Consider the following 23,738-nt stretch of genomic DNA (forward strand, 5'->3'; position numbering starts at 1 on the left):
CTGCGGGAATCGATCCTGCGATGCGTGTCCTCGTGGTCGAAGACTCCGAACGCCTGCGCAAGGCGGTGGCCAGGGCGCTGCGGCGCTGCGGATATGTGGTCGAGGAGGCCGACAACGGCGAGGACGGGCTGTGGCGGGCGGAGGAGCACGCCTACGATGCGGTGGTGCTGGACCTGATGCTGCCGAAGCTCGACGGCCTCGAGGTGCTGGCCCGCCTGCGGAATGGGGGCAAGCGGGTGCCGGTGTTGCTGTTGACCGCGCGCAACACGGTCGAGGACCGCGTGGCCGGCCTGCGCGGCGGCGCGGACGATTACCTGGGCAAACCCTTTGCGCTCGAAGAGCTGCTGGCGCGGGTGGACGCGATGTGCCGGCGGCATTTCGATCACCCCGCGACGGTGATCCACGCGGGTGACCTGGAGATCGATACCGATGCGCGCCGCGCCCGCCGGGGCGGCGACCGGCTGGAGCTCACGGCGCGCGAATACCGGCTGCTGCAGGTGCTGGCCCTGCAGCCGGGCAAGGTGCTGAGCCGCACGGAACTCGAGGAGCACCTCTACGACGATCTCGCCCCGCCGATGAGCAACGTGGTCGACGCCACCGTCTATCAGCTCCGTCGCAAGCTCGCCGCCGCCGGCAGCGGGCGGCCGCTCATCCACACCCGCCGCGGCCAGGGATACGTGCTGGAGGAGCTGCCATGAAATCGATCCGCAGACGGCTGACGGCGGGCTTCCTGGCGGGCTTCGGGCTGTTGTGGCTGGGCGCGGGCACGACCATCTACTATTCCTACCGTAGCGGCTTGATGGCGGGCATGGAGGCCGAGCTGCTGAACCTGTGCCGGCAGGTCAGGACGACGGTGGGCGGGCCGGGCCGCGGCTGGCGAGCGGAGCCGCCGATCGATCCGGAGGCGCTCGGGCCGGACGTGTTCTGGCAGGTCTGGGATGCCGAAGGGGCCGGGGTTTTCCGCTCGGGAAACCTCGCCGCCGACCTGCCGCGGTTGTCGGGAGACGGCGTCGAGCGGATGACTTTGGCGGACGGGACGCGGGTGATGATCGCCGGTCGCCAGTTCGGCGGCGGCGGTCGACGGGGGTTCGGCCGCGGGGCGATGGAGGTGACGGTGGCGAGACCGCTGGACGAGATCCGCGGCAAGCTCAACCGGCTGCTGGCCGGCCTGCTGGCGGTCGGCGCGGGCGGGGTGGCGGCCGGCTGGTGGTGCGTCAGTTTGTGGGTCCGCCGCGGCTTGGCACCGCTGGACCGGATCGCCGGGCAGGTGGCGGCGATCGATGTCAACGCGCTCAACGGCCGGTTCGCGGAGAGCGGGCTGCCGGCCGAGCTGCAGCCGATCGCCGGCCGGCTCGACGAGTTGATGGAGCGGCTGGGCGAGAGCTTCCGTCGCGAGCGCCGCTTCAGCGCTGACCTGGCCCACGAGATGCGCACGCCGGTGGCCGAGCTGCGGACGATCGCGGAATCGGCCGTGAAGTGGCCCGACGAGGGCGGCCCGGCGGCGTGGAGGGACGTGGTCGCCTCGGTGAAACGGATGGAGTCGGTGGTGCAGGCGATGCTGCAGCTGGCGCGGGTCGAGCGGGAGGCGGCGGCGGCGGAAACCCTCGGCCTGCGGGATCTGATCGAGGCCTTGTGGGCGGATCATCGCGCGTTGGCGGAGTCGCGCGGGGTGACCCTGCGGTTGGAATTTCCGACCGGCTTCGAGCTGACCGGCGACCGCGGGATGTGGTCGCACTTGCTGGGAAACCTGCTGGGCAATGCCGCCGAGTATGCCGACGCCCCGGGCGAGGTGGTGGTGGTGGCGGACAGCTCCCGGGTCATCGTGTCCAATCCGGCCCGGAAGCTGAAGCCGGAGGAGGTGGAGCGCCTGTTCGATCGATTCTGGCGCGGCGACGAGGCGCGGGGCGAGAGCGTCCACTGCGGGCTCGGCCTGTCTTTGGCGAGGGCCTGCGCGGAGGGCATGGGGCTGCGCCTGGTGGCGAGGCTCCGGGATGATGGCTGGTTGGAAATGCGGGCAGGCAAGTGAGCGGGCGGAAATTTCCCGTCGTCATCTTCCCGTCATCCGGCGTGAGCCAGGTTGGCTCGTGTCCGAGAGACACGACTTCAAAGCCACAACTCGAAACCATGAAAACGATCCTCATCACCCTCGGCCTGGCAGCGTTTTGCCTGGAAAATGTCGAAGCCCGCCACGGGCAAGCCTGGAGCCCGACCGGACCGACCGCCACCTGCCTCGCCAAGGGCGCCGGCAACGGAAACGGCAACCGCAACGGAAACGGAGTCCGCCAGTGCCCGCGCGATCCGGCCAAGCAGTGCGATGGCACCGGTCCGGGCCGCGGACGGTGCCGTGGCAACGGTCAAGGGCGTGGCCAAGGCCCGTGCCGCAACGGCGGCAATTGAGCGGTTTTTCGCAGCCGGGAAAAGCAAGCGGGCGGTGATCGGAAGATCCCCGCCCGCCGTGCGTTCAGGCGGCGCGCTTGCGGCGGCGCGGGCGGATCGGGCGCGGCTTGTCCGGGTGGTCGTCGCCATCGCGCTCCGGCTGCCACCAGCCAGGCTCGAGCGGCGGCAGGCCGTGGGCGGCGCGGGCGCGATCGCAGTCGGGATTGTGAATGCCGTTCTCCCACGAGGCGGCGAAGTCGCGGCAGGGCGTCGAGCGCGCCGGGTGGATGGTGCAGAAGACCGCCTCGCCGAGCGTGCCGCTGAGGGCGGTGCAGCGGGCGGGGCACGACAGGGTGCCGAGCATGGCGACGCGGTGCGGGGTGACCTGCGAGGTCATCTCCTCGGGCACGCCGCCAGGCTTGCCGGCCGTGGTTTCCGCCCAGTGGAACGACACGCGGAAGAACGCGCAGCAGGCGCCGCAGCTCATGCACGGGTTCGCCTGTTGGAGGGGGAGGATGGTCGGCGAAACGGCGTCCGGCATGGAGGTTGGCGCGCGACTCCCTAGCGGGTCCGCGGCGCGAAGCAAGCCTCACGCGCAGGCGGCAGGCCGGACATCGACACCCGCGGCGGCGAGCCACTGGCGCAGCCCGGCGTTCTGGTGGATGGCCGACACCGGCACCCGGGCCAGTGGGATGCCGTGGTGGAGGAAGAGTTCGTTGACGAGCTGGTCGCGCTGCTGGCGGCCCGGGCGCTCGTGCGAGGCGTCGTCGAGCTCGATCGCGCACCGCACGGCGCCGCTGGCATGGTCCATGACCACGAAATCGAGGTGCTTCTGGGAGACTTTGTTGAAGGCCGCGCGGCCACCTGAGGCCGGCTCGAAGACATCGGCCAGGCGGACCTTGACGCAGACCGTGCTGGCGGGGCCGACGACCGGCGCGAGGAGGTGGAAAAACTTCAGTTCGGCCGGCGTGAGGAGTCCCGGCACGTGGTAGTCGGAGGGCGCGAAGGCGGGCTCGGCCGGCGGCGGCGTGGCGGCGGGCGCCGGTTCGGACTTGCGTGATTTCCGGGAGCGGAGCAGGACGGCCGCCAGCCCCGCGAGCAGGGGCAGAAAGATCAGTCCTGCGAGCAGGCCGGCGGAAGGCGGCATGGCCGGCCGGCGGGGGGAAGTCGTGGCGATGGGTACCGGCGGCGGCGGCCGGGATGCCGGAGTTTCCGCCACCGCGGGCTGGATCAGCGATGGCAGGTGGACCAGCTCCTTGTTGACCTTTTCCAGCGAGGTTCCGGCGTCGGAGTGGGTGATCCACATGCCGCCGCGGCGCTCGACCTGGAGGACGCCGGGCAGGGCGGCGGGCCGGCCTTCCTGCCAGTCGCCCCAGGCGTTGGCAGCGCCGAGGGAGCGGTAGCCAGCGGCGGCGAGGGTCACCCGAAAGCGCGCGGCGATGCCATTGGCCTGGTCGTCGGCGCTCAGGGGATCGAACTCGATCTTGCGGTAGCCGAGGCCGCGCACCTCGAGCCAGCCGCGGTCGCCGGCGAGCGGAGCGCAGCAGAAGTTCTGCCCGTAGGGCCGGAGGAACTCAGTGAGGTGCTTGTCGGCCTGGCGGAACACCCGTTCGGTGTCCTCGGCGGACACAGGGGCGGGGGCCGCGACCGCCGCGGCGGCTTTTCTCAGCTCCTGAAACACGGAGCTGTCCGCGCGGGCGGCGGGGCCGAGCAGAAGGAGGACCAGGGGGAGGAGATGGGGGCGCATCGGGGGGGAGACGCCGTCAGCGTAACCCGGAACGCGGCCCGGCGCGCTGGCGCAATCGCGTGAGGGCGGACAGGCGCGGCATTTGACCGCAGGCGGGATCTGCCGAGCTTGGCTCATGCATGATCCGGTAATGTTGGGCTTGGGGCCGTTTTCCTGGCTGGAGCTCGCCTTGATGGTGGCGCTCGCCGCGGTGGCGTTCGCCTTTTGGCGGCTGACGCGGCACCAGGAGTGCGGCTTCGTCGGCGAGGCCGGCCCGGACATCACCGGGGGCCTGCGGGCGATGGCGGGATCGACCCACGGCCACCTGATCGAGGGCAATGCCGTGACGCTGATCCAGAACGAGGCGTTCTTCGACGAGATCGAGCAGGCGATCGATGCGGCGGAAAAGACCGTCCACTTCGAAACCTTCCTGTGGCACGCCGACGAGGCGGGCGAGCGGGTGACCCGGATGCTGGAGCGCGCGGCGCGGCGGGGCGTGACGGTGCGGGTGCTGATCGATGCCAGCGGCTCGGGCAAGCTACCGGTGAAGAATGACAAGCGGTTGGAGGAAGCGGGCGCGCGGGTGTGCCGCTTCCACCGGTGGCGCCTGGCGACGCTGGGGCGGCTGAACATCCGCGACCACCGGAAAATCCTGGTCGTCGATGGCCGCCTGGCCTTCGTGGGCGGGCACTGCGTTTCCAACAACTGGCTGAAGGACGAGCCGGACTTTCCGCGCTTCCGCGACATCACGGCGCGTATCCGCGGCCCGCTGGTGGCGAAGGTGCAGTCGTGCTTTTTCGAGAACTGGACCGAGCGGTCCGGGGAGGTGTTTGTGGATGAAACCACTTTCCCCGAGTTGGAGCCGGAGGGCGAGGTGACGGGCCACGTGGCCTACGTGCGCTGCGACCAGACGCCCGCGGCGGTGCAGGTGCTGCACCATCTGGCGGTGGGCTATGCCAGGAAGCGGATCTGGATCCAGAACCCGTATTTCATGCCGGACCGCCGCGGGGCGGACATGCTGATCCACGCGGCGAAGCGCGGGGTGGAGGTGCGGCTGATGGTGCCGGACCTGACCGCCACCGACTCGCCGGTGGTTTCGCGCGCGGGGCGGCGGCATTTCACCGAGCTGCTGAACGCCGGGGTGAAGATCTATCTCTATCAGAAGACCCTGCTCCACCAGAAGGTCCTCACGGTCGATGGCCTCTGGGCGGCGGTGGGATCGAGCAACTTCGATGACCGCTCGTTCGAGATCAACGACGAGATTACGATCGGCTACGCCGACGAACGCATCGCCCGGGAGCTGGAGGAGACCTTCGAGCGCGACCTCGAGGAGTGCAAGGTGGTGGACCTGGATTGGTGGAAAGGCCGGCCGCTGAAGGAGAAGGTGCTGACGCGGGTGCTGAGCGTCTTCGGCGAGCAGTTCTGAGGAGCCCGGCGGCCGTTTTTTCAGGAAACGACGGCCAGAGGAGCGGTGTTTTTCCACCCGCCGCGGGTGAAATCGGGGAAGTCCTGCGGCATGCCGTCCTCCGCCACGGACTTTTCGCTGAGCGGGCCGACGGCCGACCAGAAGCAGCCCTCGTAGACGTTCTGGTCGAGCGCCTCGCCCCGGCGCAGGCACTCGATGATGCGGCAGAGCATGAGGAAATCCATGCCGCCGTGGCCGCCCATGCGGCGGGCTTCCTCGCCGAGGCGGAGGTAGAGAGGGTGCTCGTATTTCGCGGCGATGGCCTCGAAATCATCGGACTCCGCCCACTCGTGGTAGCTGGCGGTGAGGCCCTCGACGGCGATGCGGTTGGGGAAGCCGGCGAGGGTCCCCTTGGTGCCCTGGATGAGGTTGTGCCGCGAATAGGGGCGCGGCGAGGTTTCATCCCACTGGACGAGGATGGTGCGGCCGAGCGTGGTCTTGATCAGCGAGGAGTTGAGGTCGCCGCCCTTGAACTCGAGCTTGGCGAACTCGGGCGTGGTGAGTTTTTCCGACTTCGCGGCGTAGAGGGCGCGGCCCCTCGCGGGGGTGGAGAAGGAAACCAACCGCCGGAACTGGTCCTCGGTGCGGGCGAGGTTCATGTACTGCGCCACGGGGCCGAGGCCGTGGGTCGGGTAGAGGTTGCCGTTGCGGCGGGCATACTCGTAGGTGCGCCAGCTGCCGGTGGAGTCGCCATTTTCCATCTGCCAGCGCAGCTCGTGGAGGTAGGCGGCCTCGCCATGGAGCAGCTCGCCGATCACGCCCTGGCGGACCATGTTCAGGTAGAGCAGCTCCTCGCGGCCGTAGTTGACGTTTTCCATCATCATGCAGTGGCGGCCGGTGGCTTCCGAGGCATCGACGATGGCCCACATGTCCTCGATCGTGGTGGCGATGGGGACCTCGCAGAAGGCGTGGGCACCGCCCTTCATGGCGCCGATGCTCATGGGTGCGTGGAGTTCCCACGGGGTGGCGATGAAGACGGCGTCGGGCTTCACTTCCGCGATCATGCGCCGCCAGGCATCCGGTCCGGCGTGGTAGATGGCGGGCTCGTGGCCCTTGGCACGGACCGCCTCGGCGGCGGCCTTGGCGCGGTCCTCGACCTGATCGCAGATGGCGGCGAACTCGACGCCATCGATGGTGGCGAGCTGCGCGGCATGGCCGGACCCGCGGGCACCCACGCCGATGATGGCGACCTTCACGCGGTCCATTTTCGGCGCGGCGAAGGCGCCCATGTAGCGGGCGCCGGAGGGGCGGGCGGGGAGCGATTCCGCGCGGGCGATCGCCCCGAGCGAAGCGCCCGCGGCACCGAGGGTTTTGAGGAAATGGCGGCGGCCGTGGGGCGGGGTCATGGAGGAAAGCTACGGCGGCTCCCCACCCGGACCTTCCACGGAAAAACCCCGCTACCGGATCGGGAAGTGGACCACGGTCGCGACCTCGGCCTCGCCGACTTGCTCCGGGTCGTTCTCGTAGATCTCGAACAGCGGCACGCCCCGCTTGAGGCGGAAGTGACCGGCCCGCGAGCGCATCATGCCGCTGGACCAGGCATTCCCGAGGTGCCGGTAGGGCCCGGTGTGGCGGATGCGATAGGTTTCGCCGGCGTCGATTTCCCCGCTTTCCCAGCCATCCGGCAGATTGGCGGGCGGCACCGGCAGCGGCAGCGCCATCAGGATCTCGCACCGGCCGCGGGACATGTCCCAGGTGTCGCAGAGCATCATCGGGCAGCCGGAGGGCTGAAGCTCGGACTCGGCCAGCCAGGCGCGGAGGACTTTCATGGCGGCGGCCGCCGTGTCGCCGACGGCGGCGATCTCGCACTCGTGCCGCACGCCGACATAGCGGGTGGTGGGAAAGCCGGCCGTGCCGTGAAATTCCAGCTTCGAGGGCACCGCTCCGAGCTCGATGAGGTCCTTCAGCATCTTCAGGCCACGCTCGAAGTCCGCGCCGACGAAGGTGGCCATCGATTTCGCCATGAAGAACAGGAAAAAGGGCAGCGAGCCGACCATCGACCACGTCACGCGGCTGCCGTCCTCATCCGGTTCGATCCGGAAGGAGGTGAGGTTTTTCGCGCGGAACGGCTTGAGGAAAACGAGGTCCATCTCGACTTCGGCGGGCGTTTCGCGGGTCACCGTGACCTCGCCGCAGCCGGTGATCTGTCCCTCCCAGCGGTAGAATTTGCCGTCGTCGGAGAAATCCAGTTTGGCGTCCGGCTCGGCGATCAGCCATGGCGACCAGGCCGGCCATTTCCGGAAGTCGTGGATCGCGGGCAGGATCTTCTCCGGCGGTGCTGCGATGGAGATGGAACGGCTGACATGGAACTTTGCCATGGTGGCGACCATGGGAGCGCCGCGGCGGAAGGTCGAGTGCCCAGCGCGTCCGTCAGCGGAATTGTTTCAGCTCCTCGCGGTAGCCGTAGCCGGCTTCGGAGAGGCGCTCGATCAGCTTTTCGCGGACGATGCCGTGGGTCTTGGTGAGATCGTCCAGGTCGGCGGCGTGGTTGCGCAGCTCGGTGTTGACCAGGCCGACGAGCAGATGCGGATCCATGCGCTGGTAGTCGGTGAGTCTCACGGGGCCCAAGCTGATGGCCGCGGCCCCGGTCGGCAAGGCCGCGGATCCCGGCGCGGGCTTTCATTTGGGAAAAATCCGCTCAACCGAAGATCACCCGCAGGTAGGCGAGGGCGGCCGCCGCGCAGATGATCAGCACGAAGGTCACCAGCAGGTTCGAAAACGAATCGGTGTTATTCACAGCCGAAAAATGAATGTGACGGACCTGTCACACAAGGGGGAATCCCGTCGTCAGGAAATTGTCACATTTCCCGCCCGGCGGCCTCCATGGAGGTGAAAACGCGGTCCGCTTCCGCGAAATGGATGCCGGCGGTGGTGCGGTTGGGGATCGCCCACGCGGTCAGCCCGGCCGCCTTGGCGGAGCGCACGCCGTTGAGTGAATCCTCGATGGCCAGGCCCCGGTCCGGCGCGATGCCGAGGCGGCGGATCGCCTCCAGCCACAGGTCGGGCTCGGGCTTGATGCGGGGGGCGTCGCCGCGGCAGACGACGGTGCCGAAGTAGCCCGCGAGTCCGAGTTTCTCCAGCCAGCCATCGACCCAGACGTGCGACGAGCTGGACACCACCGCCAGCCGGGTGCCGGCGGCCTGGAGGCGCCCGAGCAGCGGGACGACGCCGGGCATGGGGCCGGCCTGTTCGAGATCGCGGCGGATCTCGACCTGGCGGGCCTCGTCGAGCTGGTGCCAGTCGAAGCTTTTTCCGGTGAGGTCCTCGAGGTGGGCCTTCGGCGACCAGGTGTCGAAATCCGAGCCCACGCAGCGGACGTAGGTCGCCAGGGGGAGATCGTGGTCGTGGAGGCGGAAGGTGCGGAGCCACGCTTGGTAGATCGCCCACTCGGTATCGACCAGGATGCCGTCGAAATCGAACAAGACCGCTTCGAATCGCATGTGGGGCGAATGACCCGATCGGCGGCGCATGTCCAGCCCTGTCCGGTCGATGAGGTAGGCTCATTTAAGATGGTCTAACGGTCGCGCGCGATTCGCGTGCGGATGGGTGGACGGCGGGGTGCTTGGCATGCCGGGGGCTTTGGAACGGGATCGCATCCATTGGCTTGGAGGTTCCCGGAAGGCTTCGTTGCGCAGGCTAGGAAGGGGATGCTCCGCCGGCCGTCGGCAGAGCCCGGCGGTCGGAGCCGGCGGGCGCGGTCAGGATTTCGGCGGATGGGTCTGTGTGCGTGGAGCAGGCCCTGGGCACCGTCAGCGCGCCGGGCGAGGTGATGGCGAAAACCAAGGCCCTCCCCGGCGCGCCTCTTTTTCCCAGGAGGCGGGGGGGGCACCCGGGAGGGGGACTCGGCAAGGCCCGAAGCGGGCTCCATGCTCCGCCTCATGAGAGCCCTCTTCGGTTTCCTGCTGCTCGCCCTGGCCGCTCCGCTCGCCGCCGCGGACGACCGACCGATCGTCGATGACCGCGGCCAGAAAAAGGAGGACCGCGCGCGTCGCGAGCTGCCGACCTTGTGGATCGCCGGGGACTCCACGGTGAAGAGCAACGGCGCCCTGCGCGGCTGGGGCCAGGAGATCGGCGCCTTTTTCGACCCGGCGAAAATCAACGTCGTCAACCGCGCCATCGGCGGTCGCTCGTCGCGCACCTTTTACACCGAGGGTCGCTGGAACGAGATCCTCGGGCAGATCCGGCAGGGCGACTTCGTGGTCATCCAGTTCGGCCACAACGACGTCGGCCCGACCGATGCCCGCAGCAAGTTCCGCGGCTCCGTGAAGGGGATCGGCGACGAAACGGAGGAAGTCGAGAAGCCCGACGGCACCCTGGAGACCGTCCACAGCTATGGCTGGTATCTCAAGGAATACGCCCGCACCGCCAAGGCCAAGGGGGCCACCGTCATCCTCTGCTCGCCCGTTCCCCACAAGCGTTTCGATCGGAATGGCCACTACACCGGCGATTGGGAAGACTGGGCCCGGTGGGTCGGGGCTTGTGCGAAGGAGGAACAGGTCGAGTTCATCGACCTGGCGAAGCTGATCGGCAAAAAATACGAGCGCCTGGGCCTTGAGAAAGTCGAGCCCCTGTTCGCGGACAAGGGCACCCACACGACCGCGGAAGGGGCCAAGCTCAACGCCGAGATTCTCGTCGAGGCCCTCAAAAAGCTCCCCGGCAAGCCGCTCCGCCGCTCCTTCAACTAGCCTCGGGTCTGCATCGGTCTTTGCGAAAAAACTCCGGGAGGGCGGCGCAGGGAACGCCCGCGAGTGCGATCCCGGAGAGGTGTGAGATCGACCCTGGGCAGGGGCGAGGCCGGCCCTCAGGTGGGGTGCCAGGACACAGCGTCCCGTCGCAGACCCGCTCTCCGCAACCCCCTGAAGGGGGAACGACCGACAGCCTCCGACCCGCTCAAAGAACTCCGCCAGCATCTGCATGTTGTTCCCCCTTCAGGGGGTTGCACAGCCCGAGCGCCCCGTCGCCGACCCCCCCTCCGCAACCCCCTGAAGGGGGAACGACCGACAGCCCCCGACCCGCTCAAAGAACTCCGCCAGCATCCGCACGTAGTCCCCCCTTTAGGGGGTTGCACAGCCCGAGCGTCCCGTCGCCGACCCGCTCTCCGCAACCCCCTGAAGGGGGAACGACCTACAGCCCCCGACCCGCTCAAAGAACTCCGCCAGCATCCGCAGGTAGTCCCCCCTTCAGGGGGTTGCACAGCCCGAGCGCCCCATCATCAATCCCTTCTTCCCATCCTACCCCAGCCGTGTACCTCTGGCGGCATCTGACCCCCGCCAAGGGTGAGTTCGGTCCCGGGCAGGTGCGCGCTCGATCCAGACAGGTAATCATTCGTCCCCCAGTCAGGTGGGCTCCCGTCCCAAGCCCCAACGGGGCGCAGGGCAGAGGGTTCACCCCGTGGAAACCCCGCCCTTGGAAAATCCCAAGCCCGTAAGGGGCGTAGGAAGGCCCGCGCGATCGATCCCCGGTAGGTCCGCGTCCGGCCTCGGGCAGGTGCGCGTTCGACCCCAGGTAGGTCCGCGTCCGTCCCCAGTCAGGTGCGCGTTCGATCCCAGGTAGGTGCGCGTTCGACCCCAGGCAGGTGCGCGTCCGACCCCAGGTAGGTCCGCGTCCGTCCCCAGTCAGGTGCGCGTTCGATCTCAGGTAGGTGCGCGTTCGATCTCAGGTAGGTGCGCGTTCGATCTCAGGTAGGTGCGTGTTCGATCCCAGGTAGGTGCGCGTCCAACCCCAGGTAGGTGCGCGTTCGATCCAGAGTAGGTGCGCGTTCGATCCAGGGGAGGTGCGTTCGATCCAGGGTAGGTGCGCGTTCGATCCAGGGTAGGTGCGCGTTCGATCCAGAGTAGGTGCGCGTTCGATCCAGAGTAGGTGGGAGTCGGCCAAAATCGGTCTCCATGCCTCGCCCAACCGTTTCGATCCCGCGCAAGGCACCCGCCGCCGCCCTCCCGGGCCGTCTTCCATCCGCTCCCGTCACCTCTCCCCACCTCAGGCTGGCGCGTCCCGCCGGCACCCCCGCCGCCACCGTTCCCTCCACGGACACTCCTCCCCGCCGGCCCGGCCTCCCTCCCGCCCGCACTTTCCATTTGCCAACTGGAATCTCATATCTCAAATATGCAATATGCCGCAGGCGAAACTGGAAGCGTTTGATGAGATGGCGGTGGCCTTGGCGGGGTTCGGGAGGGCCCTGTCGCACCCGGCGCGGATTGCGATCCTGCGCTTCATGGCCTCACGCGGTGAAGCTCCGTGCCTCGACATCGTGGCCGCGCTTCCCTTGTCCCAGCCGGCCACCTCCCGGCACATCTCGGAGCTGACCAAGGCCGGCCTGCTGCAGGCCCGGCCCCACGGGAGCCACATCTACTACCGCCTCGAACGCAGCGCGCTGGAGGCCTTTTGCCGGGCCATGTCCGCCACGCTCCGGCCGTGAAACGCAGCGGCACCCCGCCCGGCAAGCCAACCTTTTCCCACCACGCATCCTCACCATGAAAGCCATCCGCATCGTCATCATCGGCGGCGTCGCCGGAGGTGCCTCGGCCGCCGCCCGCGCCCGCCGGCACAGCGAAAGCGCCCGCATCACCGTCATCGAGCGCGGGCCCGACGTCTCCTTCGCCAACTGCGGCCTGCCCTACCACATCGGCGGCGAAATCGAGGACCGCGGCGAGCTGGCCCTCCAGACGCCCGAGTCCCTGCGCCAGCTCCTCAACCTCGAGGTAATCACCCTGACCGAGGCCATCGCCATCGACCCGCAAGCCCGCCAGGTGACCCTGCGCTCGGTCGCCGATGGGAGCGAGTCGGTGATCGGCTACGACGAGCTGATCCTCTCGCCCGGCGCCAGCCCGCTGCGACCGCCACTGCCGGGGATCGACCACGACAAAATCCTCACCCTGCGCAACCTCCAGGACATGGACCGCATCAAGGCGGAGGTCGAAAAAGTCGATTCGGTGGCCGTCATCGGTGCCGGCTTCATCGGCCTGGAGATGGCCGAGCAGCTCATTCGCCTCGGGAAAAAAGTCTCGCTGGTCGAGTTGTTGCCGCAGGTCCTCCCGCAGCTCGATGCCGAGGTGGTCCGCCCCCTCCAGCGCGAGCTGGTCGCGCAGGGCGTCGAGCTTTTCCTCGGCGATGGCATCGATGGTTTCGAGGACCGAAACGGCCGTCCCGCCGCCTTGTTGAAGAGCGGCCGGGTGCTGGAAACGGGGCTCGTCCTCCTTTCCATCGGCGTCCGTCCGGAAAGCACGCTCGGCCGTGAGGCCGGCATCGAGCTGGGGCCGCGCGGGCACATCCGCGTCGATGCCTACCAGCGCACCAGCGCGCCGCACGTCTATGCCGTGGGCGATGTCTGCGAGTCGCCCGACCCCTTGCTCGGCGGGCACGTGGCGATCGCGCTCGGCGGCCCCGCCAACCGCCAGGGCCGGACCGCGGCCGACCACATTTTCCTCGGGGAGAGGGCGCTGCCCTTCCGCGGATCGATCGGCACCTCGATCGTCCGCGTGTTCGGGAAAACGGCCGGCATCGCCGGTGCCAGCGAGCGTCGCCTGCAAACGGCCGGCCTGCCCTACCGCACGGTCACCGTCAACGGGCCTTCCCACGCCTCCTATTTCCCCGGGGCGGAAACGATCACCCTCAAGCTCCTATGGTCGCCCGAGGACGGCCGCGTGCTCGGCGCGCAGGCGGTGGGCGGCGAGGGCGTGGACAAGCGCCTCGACGTCATGGCCACTGCCATCCACGGCCGCATGACCATCGACGACCTCGTCCACCTCGAGTTCGCCTATGCGCCGCCCTTCAACAGCGCCAAGGATGTGATCAACACCGCCGGCTTCGCCGCCACCAACCTGCGCGACGGCCTGCTGGTCGCGGTCGATTCGCTGGCCGATGCCGAAGGCCAGCCGATCATCGATGTCCGCCCGCCCGCCAGTGCCGCGGCCCTGCCGGTGCCTGGTGCCGTCAACATCCCGCTGCCCGCCTTGCGCTCTCGGCTGGAGGAAATCGACAAGAGCCGCCCGGTTTTCACCGTCTGCCAGATGGGCAAGACCAGCTACTTCGCCGCCCGCATCCTGGCCAACCACGGCTACGATGCCCGTAGTATTTTGGGCGGCGCCCACCACCAGGCTCCGCGCGAGGGGGACTGACAAGCGAACGACGGCCAGACGGGCAGCGGCCCGCCGGGCAGGATGCGGAGGCGGTGGGCAGGTGCCGGGGGCGGCGGGCAGGGTGCCGGGGCGGCGGGCAGGGTGCCGGGGCGGCGGGCATCGACCGCCGGGCAGGGTTGTGGCAGCGGGCGTGCCGGGAGAGCGGGTTCGAGTCCCTGAAAGCGATGGCTTCCCAGGTCACCAAGCCCGTCCACCTAACCCTCACCGTCGCCGCCCCGCCCGGCGGTCAATGCCCGCCGCCCCCCTTGTGGGCAGCGACCCGCCCTAGAGTTGCCATCGCTTCCAGGGTCCCATCGCTTCGCCCCGTCCTTTTCCAAGATTCTCCGACCGGCGGGCACCGCGTCGGGGGCGGCGGGCATCGACCGCCGGGCAGGGATTTTGCAGCGGGCGTGTTGGGAGAGTGGGTTCGAGTCCCTGAAAGCGATGGCTTCCCAGGTCACCAAGCCCGTCCACCTGTCCCTCTCCGTGGCCGCCCCGCCCGGCGGTCAATGCCCGCCGCCCCCCTGTGGGCAGCGACCGCCCTAGAGTTGCCATGGCTTGCAAGGTCTCCCATCGCTTCGCCCCGTCCTTTTCCAAGATTCTTCGACCGGCGGGCACCGCGTCGGGGGCGGCGGGCATCGACCGCCGGGCAGGGATTTTGCAGCGGGCGTGCCGGGAGAGTGGGTTCGAGTCCCTGAAAGCGATGGCTTCCCAGGTCACCAAGCCCGTCCACCTGTCCCTCTCCGTGGCCGCCCCGCCCGGCGGTCAATGCCCGCCGCCCCCCTGTGGGCAGCGACCGACCTAGAGTTGCCATGGCTTGCAAGGTCTCCCATCGCTTCGCCCCGTCCTTTTCCAAGATTCTCCGCCCGGCGGGCACCGCGTCGGGGGCGGCGGGCATCGACCGCCGGGCAGGGGTTTTGCAGCGGGCGTGCCGGGAGAGCGGGTTCGAGTCCCTGAAAGCGATCGCTCCCCGGATCACCAAGCCCGTCCACCTGTCCCTCACCGTGGCCGCCCTGCCCGGCGGTCAATGCCCGCCGCCCCCGCCAGGCGCGGCGCCCATTCCGCCTGGCCCGCCGCTGGTTCTGCCTCAGGGTTCTTCGATCCACTTGATCGCCTCGGCGAAATCCTTGGCCGGGGCGGTTTCGCCGGAGCCTGCAGGGCTTTCGATCAGCTTGAAGTCGAGGCCCTCATGCTCCCACTCCGCCGCCAGCCGCGTGGCCTCGGGCAGGTCGTCATCGTCCTTGGCCACGATCGCCACCCATTTCACATAGGCTAGCGGACGATTCAGAAAGTTCCGCTTGGCCATGCCGGGAAAGCCGCCGCCGTCATTGCCGGTCAGCGGCATCGCCTGGACCGAGCCCTGGCTGATGACGGCCGTGAACTCGGCCGGAAAAATCGCCGCCGTCAGCATGGCGGCATGGGCTGCCGGGCCGGATCCGCCGATGATACGGCGCGCCGGGTCGAGCTTGTAGGTGGCCGCCACGGTGGTGATGGCATCGACCGCCAGCATGGCGCGACGCAGCATCGGCTGGTCGTCGCCGGCCTGGTCGATGCTCAAGCCGATGAGGTGACGCGCGTCCATTTCCGGCCGCCAGGCTTCGGGGATGTCGCCCTCGCTGCCGCTCGGCAGGTGGAGGTAGAGGCCGAACTCCTGGCTGCCATCGTAGTCGCCGGGAACGTAGAGCCGATACGTGGCCTGCTGGTCGCCGCGGGCGATCCAGTCGTCCGCCTTGCCGGGATTTTGCTCCGGGAAGGCGCCTTCTTTCAGCGCCTCGAACACGCGCTGCGGCGTGCCGGTGGCGAAATACTCCGCGGTATCGTCGTGGAGCGGCTGGTCGATGGGCTGGCCGACCCGGTATCCCGTCGGAGGCGGCGGCGGCAGGTCCGGCTCCGGTTCGGCCGGCGGGGTGTCCGGAGTTTCATCCATCGGCGGCTCGGCTTCCTCCTCGGGCGGCGCGTTCTGCTCCGCCACCCAGTCCTGATCCGCCTGGGAAAGCTTCGACAAGGGGTAGGTCACCTCCTTTTCACCCATCTTGAAGACGACGTGGGTGCCGTCGCTGGAAATGTATTCGGCCTCGAGGGTGCGGCCGTCCGCGTTGGTCCAAGTCCGGGCCATCGCGCCGCCGAGCATCGCCAGGCCCGCCAAGGCGGCGAAAAAGCAGGGTTTCATGCCCTACCCATACGGTGCGGCCCCGCGGGCCGCCACCCGAAATCCGCCATCGTCCGCGCGGATTTCGTCAGCGTGGCCGCGCGCTCAGTGGCGGAGGTGGAGGCGCTTGCGCTGGGCGGCCAGCCAGTCCGCCCCCAGCTCCTGCAGCGGCTTGCCGGTCCATTTTTTCCACAGCTCCTCGTCGTAGCGGCCCTCGCGGCAGGCGGCGTTCATTTCGGGGATGATCCGCGGGTCGTAGGTTTCCGCGATGTAGTGGAAAAAGTTGGCCGTGATCCGGTAGCTGCCGTCGTAGCGGGCGGAGCCGATGTTGCCCTCGGTGATCTCGGCGCCCTTGCTTTCCGGCTCGTAGAGGAACCAGCGGACGTAGTCGGCGATGCCCTCGGTAACCCACACCGGGGTGTCCTTCGGGTGGCGGTTGACCTGCCGGGCGTAGCCGTAGTTCTGCACCACGTGGACCATTTCGTGAACCACGCAGCCCTTGGCCTCCCGGTCCTTTTCGCGGCGGAAAAAGTCGGCGCTGAGCGACAGGCCGTCGCCCGCGGCGTAGGCCGGGACGCCGTCGGGCATGTCGGACTTGAAGGTCAGGCTGAACTTTTCCGGCCCCTCGTAGCCCTTGCTCGGCAGCATGGCGTTGAGCTTCGGGTACCACTCCTCGCACATCGGGATAAGCTCTTTTTCCACCCACGGCACCATGTCGGGCGCCTGCGAGGCATCGACCACGAACTGATACTTGCCGTCCTTCGTCTCGTACTCGCGGACGACCTTCTTGTTCGAGTGCAGGCGCAGCGTTTCCTTGGCACCGGCGGCGACCACGTCGATCTCGGAAAAGAAGGTGTTGCTCGTGGCGCCGGCCTTCACCGGCGGGGCGATGTCGAACAGCAGGTAGCGGAAACGCCCGACGCCGCGGCTGCGTTCACCGCCGATCTCGACGCCTACCCGGCCGCCTTTTCCCTGGCTGGCGGAGCGGGTGTCGACGGTCGCCAGCAGCGTCCAGCCGAACTGCTTCGGGTCGCTGCCCGCAGGCGGCGCGATCTTGAAAGCGCCGGCCGTGCCGGTGGATCCGTAGAGCCGGTAGAGCTGGTCGGCCCGCTCGCGCGGGTGGCAGGAGTAGCTGCCGACCGACTCGATCTCGGTGGTTTCGCCGAGGTCGGCGACGAGCTTTCCGCCCGTGGTGCCGCTGAGGAAAAAATTCGCCCGCGGGTCGTCCTCGTTCTGCGGCACGGTGCCATCCGCCAGCACGGCGGTGTCGGCGGAAAAGTTGTCCTGCTCTCCGTCGACCAGCTTCCAGCGGGCTTCGGCGCCGGCGTCATTGATGGCGGGTGCGGGGATCTTCTCGAAGATGAAACCCTCGGCACTGGCCTCCATTTTCACCTCGGCCGCGGCCTGGCACCATGTGGTGGTGGCGAGCAGGAACAACGAAGCCGCGGGCCATCCGCGGCGGAGTGAATGGAGCGTTTTGGACATCGCAGTGGCCGCATACCGCCGGCTCCGGCCGGATCTTTCCGCGAAGACCGGCAGGGAAGACGGGATCGGGATTCGACAGCGGGGCGGCTTGGCGGACACCGAAAGAAAACCGATCTCGGCGGGATGGCGCTGCGACACGCGGGGGCTCACTCTTTTACCCCGAGATCCGGCTGGCCGAGGGCCTGGATCTCCTCGGGCTTGCAGAACTCGTCGAGGTTCTTGCGTTTTCCCGCCCAGGAAATGGAGCGCAAGAGGATGGCGCGATAGTTGGGGCGCTCGAAGGTAGTGTAGAGGTGGCCGGGGATGCAGACGACGGCGCGGTAGTCGCCCTTTTCGTAGGTCCACATCTGCGCCTGCTTGCGGGGGTGGCCGTCTTCGGTGTCGCTCTTGGCCAACACGGTGACGTCGGTCGAAATACTGAGGTCATAGTAGATTTCGTCGTCCATCGCGAAGTTCTTCGCGCCCGCAATGATCGGGTGGGTGCGGCCGCTGTCCTTGACGTATTCCAGCTCCATCGGGCCCTCCCGCCACTTGGTTTCACCGTGGACCCAGGCGCCGCCGACCACCGATTTCCACCATTCGGTGTCGGCTCCAACCACGGCCGTGTGGATGACCACGATCCCGCCGCCGCGGGCGGTGAAGGCGGCCACGTTGGCCTTTTCCTCGTCGCTGGCATTGGCTCCGTCCTGCGCATACATCACCAGCACGTCGGTCTTCGCAAACTGCTCGGCGGTCGGCCAGGCCTTGGCGCCATCGGTGACGGCACCGCGCTCGGCCAGCAGGACCTTCCAGTCGTTGAGGAAACGCTCGTGCTCGTGGGCCCCGGGGCCGTGCGTTTTTTCCCCGCCGCGGATGAAGACGCGCAGCGGCTCGGCGTGGACGACGAGGGCGAGGGCCAGGAAAAGGAGGAGCTTCATGGGTCGCGGGGATACTCGCCTTTCCGCCGCGCTTTTTCGAGGACTTCCCCCGCGGGTTGAAGTCGCGCGCCACCTCGAGCCCTCGATGCAGCTCCCCGTCATCCCGCGGATGGAGCCTGCCGTGGAGCGCCCGCCGGGACCATCGATCCGCTGCCGCAGCGTTGGCCGGGATGCTCGGGAACTTACGAGCCAAGCAACGCTTCTTCGCAAAATTCCGGCTCAATTCCGTTGACTTGACTGATTAGTCAACTACGGCTCCGCCCATGCCACCAGTGAGCCAGGCGCGGATGAAATTGCTCGAGGCGATGCTCGAGGCGATGTGGGAGCGCAGCTACGCGGCGATCTCGGTGGATGCCATCTGCGAGCGCGCCGGCGTGCGCAAGGGCAGCTTCTACCACTTCTTCCCCTCGAAGTGCGCGCTGGCGGTGGCCGCGCTGGAGCACAAGTGGCAGACCGAGGCCTCGACCTGCCTCGACGAGATGTTCGGCAGCGGCTTGCCGCCGCTGGAACGGCTCAGCCGGGTGGTCGATCACTGGTATGAAAAAGCCAGGGCAAGCCAGCTGGAGCACGGCCGGGTACTAGGCTGCCCGTACTTCAGCATCGCCTGTGAGACCGCCGGCGTGGAGCCGGAGCTGGCCGCCATGGCGCGCAAGATCCTCGATGGTTTCCAGGACCGGCTGGAGCGGACCCTGGCCGAGGCGCGCGACCGCGGCGACCTCGTGCTCGACGATCCCGCTGCCACCGCCGCATGCCTGTTTTCCCTGCTCGAGGGCGCCTCGACCCAGGCCCGGATCCACGACGATCCGGAGCGCGTGCGCCACCTCGCCCCGGCCATCGGCGGCCTGCTGGGCATTGATTTTCCGCCGGTCACTCCGGCCACCGCCTGATCTTTCCAATCATCCTTGTCATGTCCTCATCCCGAACTCCTCTGGCCTGGCTCGCGATCCTCGCGCTGCTGGGCGTCACCACCTACTTCGGCCTCAAGGCGCTGCGCGACGCGAAGCCGGAAGAAGCCGGCGCGGGTGCCGGTGGCTACCCGCCGAGCACCGTGATTTTCCGCCCGGCGGAGAAAAAGAAGGTCGTCGAAATCCTCGAAGTCACCGGTTCGCTGCGAGCCGTGCGCCGGTCCGAAGTGGCCGCCCGCGAGTCCGCCGCCGTGTCGGCGCTGGAGGTCGACGAGGGTGATCTGGTCAAGGAAGGCCAGGTCATCGCGCGGCTCGATCCGAGGCGGATGGAAGCCCAGCTGCAGGAGGCGGAGGCGACGCTGACCGCCGCCCGCGCCGAGCTGGCCCAGCGCGAGGCCGAGAACGAGCGGGCCGTGCGCGACGAGGAAATGATGCGCGGTCTGTGGGACGAGCGCGCCGTGGCGGAGCGCGAGTATCTCGACAGCGTGCGGGAAATGAAGGTCGCCGATGCGCGCGCCAACGCCGCCCATGAGGCGATCGAGGCTGCCCAGAAGCGGCTCGAACTGCTGCAGGTCCGCCAGGGCGACCTGGACGTGAAGGCGCCATTCGACGGCCAGGTCGTCGCCCGCCACGCCGAGCTCGGGGAGTGGCTGGCGGAGGGCACGCCGGTGGTGACCATGATTTCCACCGGCGAGGTCGAGGCGTGGCTGCAGTTGCCCGAGCGCTACGTCGGCCTGCTGCGTGAAGCCTCGCCGGAGTCGGTCGAGATCCACATCGCCGGCCGCCCGGGCTCGATCCGCGCCGACCGCATGTCGCTGGTGCCGGATGTCGATGGCCGCTCGCGCCGTTTCGTGCTGATCGCCCACATTCCGGATACCGAAGGTGCCCTGACGCCCGGGGCCTCGGTCCACGCCAGCGTGCCGCTAGGGCGCCCCGAGGAAAGGCTGGTCGTCGCCTCCGATGCCGTGATGCAGGGCTACGACGGCAATTTCGTGTGGACCACCGAGTCCGCTGGCGAAGGCCCGCCGATGCCGAAACGCGTGCCGGTCGAGGTCGCCTTCGAGCGCGATGGCGAGGCCGTGCTGTCCAAGGCCGAGCTCGAAGCCGGTGCGCCGGTCATCGTCGAGGGCAATGAACGCCTTTTCCCCGGCACCCCGCTCGATCCGCATCCGTGGTCCGAGACCCGCGCCGAAACGTCCGCAGCCCAAGCTCCGAAGCCGTGAAGTCCCTCATCGAATTCCTGCTCAAGCAGCCCATCACCATCGCGGTGGGTACGATGCTTGCCGTATTTACCGGCGTGCTCGCGATCACCCGCGTGCCGGTGCGGATGACGCCCGAGGTGTCGTCCGTGGTCATCGCCGTCACCACCAACTGGGAGAACGCCTCGGCCGAGGAGATCGAGTCCGACATCGTGGAGGAACAAGAGCGCGTGCTCGGCGAGGTCACCGGTTTGTCCTCGATGATCTCCACCAGCGCCGCCGGCCAGGGGACGATCCGCCTCGAGTTCGAGACCGGTACGGATATCGGCCAGGCCGAAAAGGAAGTGCTGCAGAAGCTCGACGAAGTCCCGGGGTATCCCGAGGCCGTGCTCCAGCCAGTGGTCGAGGACGTCGACCCCGAGTCGGCCGACTACATCGCGTGGATCGGTCTGTTCTCGACCGACCCGGCGTTCAGCACCTCGAAGCTCTACGATTTCATGGACCGCACCATGAAGCCGCAGTTCGAGCGCATCCCCGGCATCAGCCAGGTGCAGGTGCGCGGCGCGACGGCGTCCGAGCTGCAGATCGTGATCGACCCCGTGGCGCTGGCCCAGCGGGGGATCACCTTCGCCCAGTTGCGGCAGGGGATTTCCGCGGCCAATGCCAACTTCTCCGGCGGCAAGATCGAGCAAGGGAAGCGCGACTTCCGGATCCGCGCGACGGGTCGCTTCGACACGCCGGAGGCGGCGGCGGAAATGATCATCTTCCGCGACGAGGCGGGACCCGTCTATCTGGGCGACGTGTCCACGATCCGCAACGCGTGGAAGGAGCCGACCTCCTGGGTCCGTTCGCGCGGGCAGCGCGGGGCCTTCTTCAATTTCCAGCTCCAGCGCGGAGCCAACCTGCTGGAAACCATGCAGCTGCTCAACGACCAGGTGGCCGACTTCAACAAGCCCGGCGGCCTGCTCGAGGAAAAGGCGCGCCAGCTGGGGCTCGATGGCACCCTCGAGCTCGTGCAAACCTATGACTCGTCGACTTATGTCGAGGATGCCTTCGAGTTGGTGCGGTCGAACCTCGTTCTCGGCGGCGTGCTGGCGACGATCACGCTGCTGTTCTTCCTGCGCAGCCTGCGCGCGGTGGGGATCATCGCGATCGCGATTCCGGTCTCCACCATCGCCTCCTTCACCGTGCTGGTGCTGCTCGGGCGCTCGATCAACATCATCTCGCTCGCCGGTCTCGCCTTCGCAGTGGGCATGGTGGTCGACAACGCCATCGTGGTCATCGAGAACATCTTCCGCCACCTGGAGATGGGCAAGAAGCCCTTCGACGCCGCGCGCGACGGCACCATCGAGGTCGGCGGTGCGGTGCTCGCCTCAACGCTTACGACGGTCGTCGTTTTCGCGCCGATCCTGATGATCCAGGAGCAGGCGGGCCAGCTGTTCCGCGACATCGCGCTGGCCCTGATGGCGGCCGTCAGCTTGTCGTTCGTCGTTTCCCTCACCGTGATCCCGACCGCCGCCGGCAAGTGGCTGACGGGGCCGAACAAGGACGGCGGCCCCTCGGCCTTCGACAAGACCTTCGGCTCGCGCTTCTTCCGCATCCTCGGCGCACCGTTCCGCCCGGTGGAGCTGATGTTTGAAAAGATGCCCGACTGGTCGGCGGGCGCGGTTTCGTGGATCACGGCCACCTGGGCGCGGCGGCTGACGGTCATCGGCACCTTCGCCGTGGTCACCATCGTCGGCACGCGCGTGCTGCTGCCGCCGCTCGACTACCTGCCGCAGGGGAACCGCAACCTGGTGTTCGGCCTCCTTTTCCCACCGCCGGGCTACAACCTCGACGCGCTCTCGAAGATGGGCCAGCGCATCGAGGAGAACATCAAGCCGCTGTGGGACGCCACCGAGGACAAGTATCAGATCGAGACCCGGCTCAACGGCGGCGACCCCTCGCCGGTGGATCACCGCCAGCCGGTGCCGCTGATGGATGGCTCGGGGGAAACGGTGATCCCGCCCGCGCTCGAGAACTACTTCCTCGTTTCCTTCGAGGGCCGCATGTTCCACGGCGGCATTTCGGCGGACAAGAAGAAGGTCGCCGACCTGATCCCCGCCTTCCAGCAGGCCACCTCGGGCGTGACCACGCCGGACACCTTCGCGATCGCGCTGCAAATGCCGCTCTTCCGCGTGGGCGGGTCCACCGGGTCGGCGGTGCAGGTCGATTTCCGCGGCGCGAACCTCGACGCCGTCTCCGGCGCCGCCGCCGCCACCATGGGCGCGCTGCGCCAGCAGATGCCCGCTGGCTCCACGGTGAAAAGCGAGCCGCCGAACTTCCTCTTTCCCATCGATGAAATGCGCATCGTGCCGAACGACGAGCGACTGCGCGAGCTGGACATGACCCGCTCCGACCTCGGCATGGCGATCCAGGCCGGCGGCGATGGCATGCTGCTGTTCCGCGACTACGAGCAGAACGGCGAGCTGAAGGACATCAAGATCCTCATCGAGAAAGAAGAAGGCGAGCAGCCGCTCGACAAGCTGCTCGACATGCCGCTCGCCACGCCCAGCGGCGCCATCGTCGATCTGCGCTCGATCGCCAGCCTGCAGCGAGTCCGCGGGCCCGACCAGATCCGCCACGTCGACCGCCAGCGCGCCGTCACCATCGAGCTCACCCCGCCGGCCGGCGAGCCGCTGGAAACGGTGATCGACGACGTGAACCACATCATCGACGGCATGCGCAGCTCCGGCGCGATTCCGCCGGGCGTGAGCGTCAGCCTGGCCGGCTCGGCGGGTCAGCTGGCGGAGATCCGTCAGGCCCTGCTCGGCGATGGCACCGTGCTCGGCACCCTCGCCAGCTCCATGGCGCTGGCCTTCGTCGTCATCTACCTGCTGATGGTCATCCTGTTCCAGAGCTGGTCGTACCCGCTGGTCATCATGCTGAGCGTCCCGCTGGCCACCTTCGGCGGTTTCCTCGGGCTGGCGATGGTTCACAGCTGGAGCAAGCTCGACCGCTACATGCCGGTGCAGAATCTCGACATGCTGACCATCCTCGGTTTCGTGATCCTCGCCGGCGTGGTGGTGAACAACGCCATCCTCATCGTCCACCAGGCGCTCAATTTCGAATCCGAGGGCTACAAGCCGCTCGACGCCGTGGTGGAAAGCGTGCGCAGCCGCGTGCGCCCGATCCTGATGTCCACGCTGACCTCCGTCGGCGGCATGCTGCCGCTGGTGCTGATGCCCGGCTCCGGCTCGGAGCTCTACCGCGGCCTCGGCGCGGTGGTCGTGGGCGGCCTGACGGTCAGCACCATCTTCACCCTGTTCCTCGTGCCCGCCGTGCTCAGCGTGATCTTCGCGCTGAAGGAAACCGATGCCGCTCCCGCGGAAAGCCCGGCCGGCCCGCCGGTCGAAGCCTGAA

General features: G+C 68.3%; 19 protein-coding genes. 10 read left to right on the forward strand and 9 right to left on the reverse strand.

Annotated features, from left to right (window positions below):
* Positions 1 to 20 precede the first annotated feature (20 nt).
* The 3 genes from ABXH26_RS01800 (at position 21) to ABXH26_RS01810 (ending at position 2,397) form a co-directional block, all read left to right on the forward strand.
* The gene (locus ABXH26_RS01800) at positions 21 to 698 is read left to right on the forward strand and encodes a response regulator transcription factor (RefSeq protein ID WP_353565316.1); all 678 of its coding nucleotides are present in this window, start codon (positions 21 to 23) and stop codon (positions 696 to 698) included.
* Complete coding sequence (locus tag ABXH26_RS01805) at positions 695 to 2,026, forward strand: ATP-binding protein (protein ID WP_353565317.1); 1,332 nt, start codon at positions 695 to 697, stop codon at positions 2,024 to 2,026. Before ABXH26_RS01800 ends, ABXH26_RS01805 begins: the two co-directional genes overlap by 4 nt.
* 98 nt (positions 2,027 to 2,124) lie before the next feature.
* Positions 2,125 to 2,397 (forward strand): hypothetical protein, encoded by a 273-nt coding sequence (locus ABXH26_RS01810; protein ID WP_353565318.1) that lies wholly within the window; start codon positions 2,125 to 2,127, stop codon positions 2,395 to 2,397.
* A 64-nt stretch (positions 2,398 to 2,461) separates the two neighbouring features.
* On the opposite strand, the gene ABXH26_RS01815 is transcribed toward ABXH26_RS01810, so the two are convergent.
* Positions 2,462 to 2,917, reverse strand: coding sequence for a YkgJ family cysteine cluster protein (locus ABXH26_RS01815; RefSeq protein ID WP_353565319.1), 456 nt, complete (start codon positions 2,915 to 2,917; stop codon positions 2,462 to 2,464).
* Positions 2,918 to 2,965: 48 nt separating this feature from the next.
* Complete coding sequence (locus tag ABXH26_RS01820; protein ID WP_353565320.1) at positions 2,966 to 4,123, reverse strand: DUF2726 domain-containing protein; 1,158 nt, start codon at positions 4,121 to 4,123, stop codon at positions 2,966 to 2,968.
* A 115-nt stretch (positions 4,124 to 4,238) separates the two neighbouring features.
* Between ABXH26_RS01820 and ABXH26_RS01825 the strand changes: the two genes are divergently transcribed.
* A complete protein-coding gene (locus ABXH26_RS01825; RefSeq protein ID WP_353565321.1) occupies positions 4,239 to 5,528 on the forward strand; it encodes a phospholipase D-like domain-containing protein in 1,290 nt (429 codons plus the stop codon).
* Between the two features lie 20 nt (positions 5,529 to 5,548).
* Here ABXH26_RS01825 and ABXH26_RS01830 read toward each other — a convergent pair whose 3' ends face one another.
* The 4 genes from ABXH26_RS01830 to ABXH26_RS01845 all read right to left on the reverse strand — a co-directional run bounded on the left by ABXH26_RS01830 (position 5,549) and on the right by ABXH26_RS01845 (position 9,007).
* Positions 5,549 to 6,913 carry a Gfo/Idh/MocA family protein gene (locus tag ABXH26_RS01830; protein ID WP_353565322.1) on the reverse strand — a complete coding sequence of 455 codons (1,365 nt, stop codon included), beginning with the start codon at positions 6,911 to 6,913 and terminating at the stop codon, positions 5,549 to 5,551.
* Positions 6,914 to 6,964: 51 nt separating this feature from the next.
* A complete protein-coding gene (locus ABXH26_RS01835; RefSeq protein ID WP_353565323.1) occupies positions 6,965 to 7,885 on the reverse strand; it encodes an SRPBCC family protein in 921 nt (306 codons plus the stop codon).
* A 52-nt stretch (positions 7,886 to 7,937) separates the two neighbouring features.
* Positions 7,938 to 8,126, reverse strand: a complete 189-nt coding sequence (locus ABXH26_RS01840) for a DUF4250 domain-containing protein (RefSeq protein WP_353565324.1) — start codon at positions 8,124 to 8,126, stop codon at positions 7,938 to 7,940.
* Between the two features lie 239 nt (positions 8,127 to 8,365).
* Positions 8,366 to 9,007, reverse strand: a complete 642-nt coding sequence (locus ABXH26_RS01845; RefSeq protein WP_353565325.1) for an HAD family hydrolase — start codon at positions 9,005 to 9,007, stop codon at positions 8,366 to 8,368.
* A 438-nt stretch (positions 9,008 to 9,445) separates the two neighbouring features.
* Here ABXH26_RS01845 and ABXH26_RS01850 point away from each other — a divergent pair, with 438 nt between their 5' ends.
* From ABXH26_RS01850 to ABXH26_RS01860, 3 genes are all read left to right on the forward strand, one after another.
* Positions 9,446 to 10,252: a rhamnogalacturonan acetylesterase gene (locus tag ABXH26_RS01850; protein WP_353565326.1), complete on the forward strand. Its 807-nt coding sequence runs from the start codon at positions 9,446 to 9,448 to the stop codon at positions 10,250 to 10,252.
* Positions 10,253 to 11,676: 1,424 nt separating this feature from the next.
* Entirely contained in the window at positions 11,677 to 11,982 is a 306-nt protein-coding gene (locus tag ABXH26_RS01855) for an ArsR/SmtB family transcription factor (RefSeq protein ID WP_353565327.1), read from the forward strand.
* A 55-nt stretch (positions 11,983 to 12,037) separates the two neighbouring features.
* The gene (locus tag ABXH26_RS01860) at positions 12,038 to 13,681 is read left to right on the forward strand and encodes an FAD-dependent oxidoreductase (RefSeq protein WP_353565328.1); all 1,644 of its coding nucleotides are present in this window, start codon (positions 12,038 to 12,040) and stop codon (positions 13,679 to 13,681) included.
* Positions 13,682 to 14,768: 1,087 nt separating this feature from the next.
* On the opposite strand, the gene ABXH26_RS01865 is transcribed toward ABXH26_RS01860, so the two are convergent.
* From ABXH26_RS01865 to ABXH26_RS01875, 3 genes are all read right to left on the reverse strand, one after another.
* Positions 14,769 to 15,851, reverse strand: coding sequence for a hypothetical protein (locus tag ABXH26_RS01865; protein WP_353565329.1), 1,083 nt, complete (start codon positions 15,849 to 15,851; stop codon positions 14,769 to 14,771).
* Positions 15,852 to 15,935: 84 nt separating this feature from the next.
* Entirely contained in the window at positions 15,936 to 17,315 is a 1,380-nt protein-coding gene (locus tag ABXH26_RS01870) for a basic secretory protein-like protein (protein ID WP_353565330.1), read from the reverse strand.
* Between the two features lie 146 nt (positions 17,316 to 17,461).
* Entirely contained in the window at positions 17,462 to 18,232 is a 771-nt protein-coding gene (locus ABXH26_RS01875) for a ThuA domain-containing protein (RefSeq protein WP_353565331.1), read from the reverse strand.
* A 263-nt stretch (positions 18,233 to 18,495) separates the two neighbouring features.
* Between ABXH26_RS01875 and ABXH26_RS01880 the strand changes: the two genes are divergently transcribed.
* Genes ABXH26_RS01880 through ABXH26_RS01890 form a run of 3 tightly spaced genes read left to right on the forward strand, consistent with a single transcriptional unit; the run spans position 18,496 to position 23,737 of the window.
* Positions 18,496 to 19,119, forward strand: coding sequence for a TetR/AcrR family transcriptional regulator (locus ABXH26_RS01880; protein WP_353565332.1), 624 nt, complete (start codon positions 18,496 to 18,498; stop codon positions 19,117 to 19,119).
* A 20-nt stretch (positions 19,120 to 19,139) separates the two neighbouring features.
* Complete coding sequence (locus ABXH26_RS01885; protein WP_353565333.1) at positions 19,140 to 20,360, forward strand: efflux RND transporter periplasmic adaptor subunit; 1,221 nt, start codon at positions 19,140 to 19,142, stop codon at positions 20,358 to 20,360.
* Positions 20,357 to 23,737, forward strand: coding sequence for an efflux RND transporter permease subunit (locus ABXH26_RS01890; protein ID WP_353565334.1), 3,381 nt, complete (start codon positions 20,357 to 20,359; stop codon positions 23,735 to 23,737). The genes ABXH26_RS01885 and ABXH26_RS01890 overlap by 4 nt, the downstream gene beginning before the upstream one ends.
* Position 23,738: the final 1 nt, after the last annotated feature.

The sequence above is a fragment of the Haloferula sargassicola genome (genome assembly GCF_040362925.1).
In the GTDB taxonomy this organism is placed as follows: Bacteria; Verrucomicrobiota; Verrucomicrobiia; order Verrucomicrobiales; family Akkermansiaceae; genus Haloferula; species Haloferula sargassicola.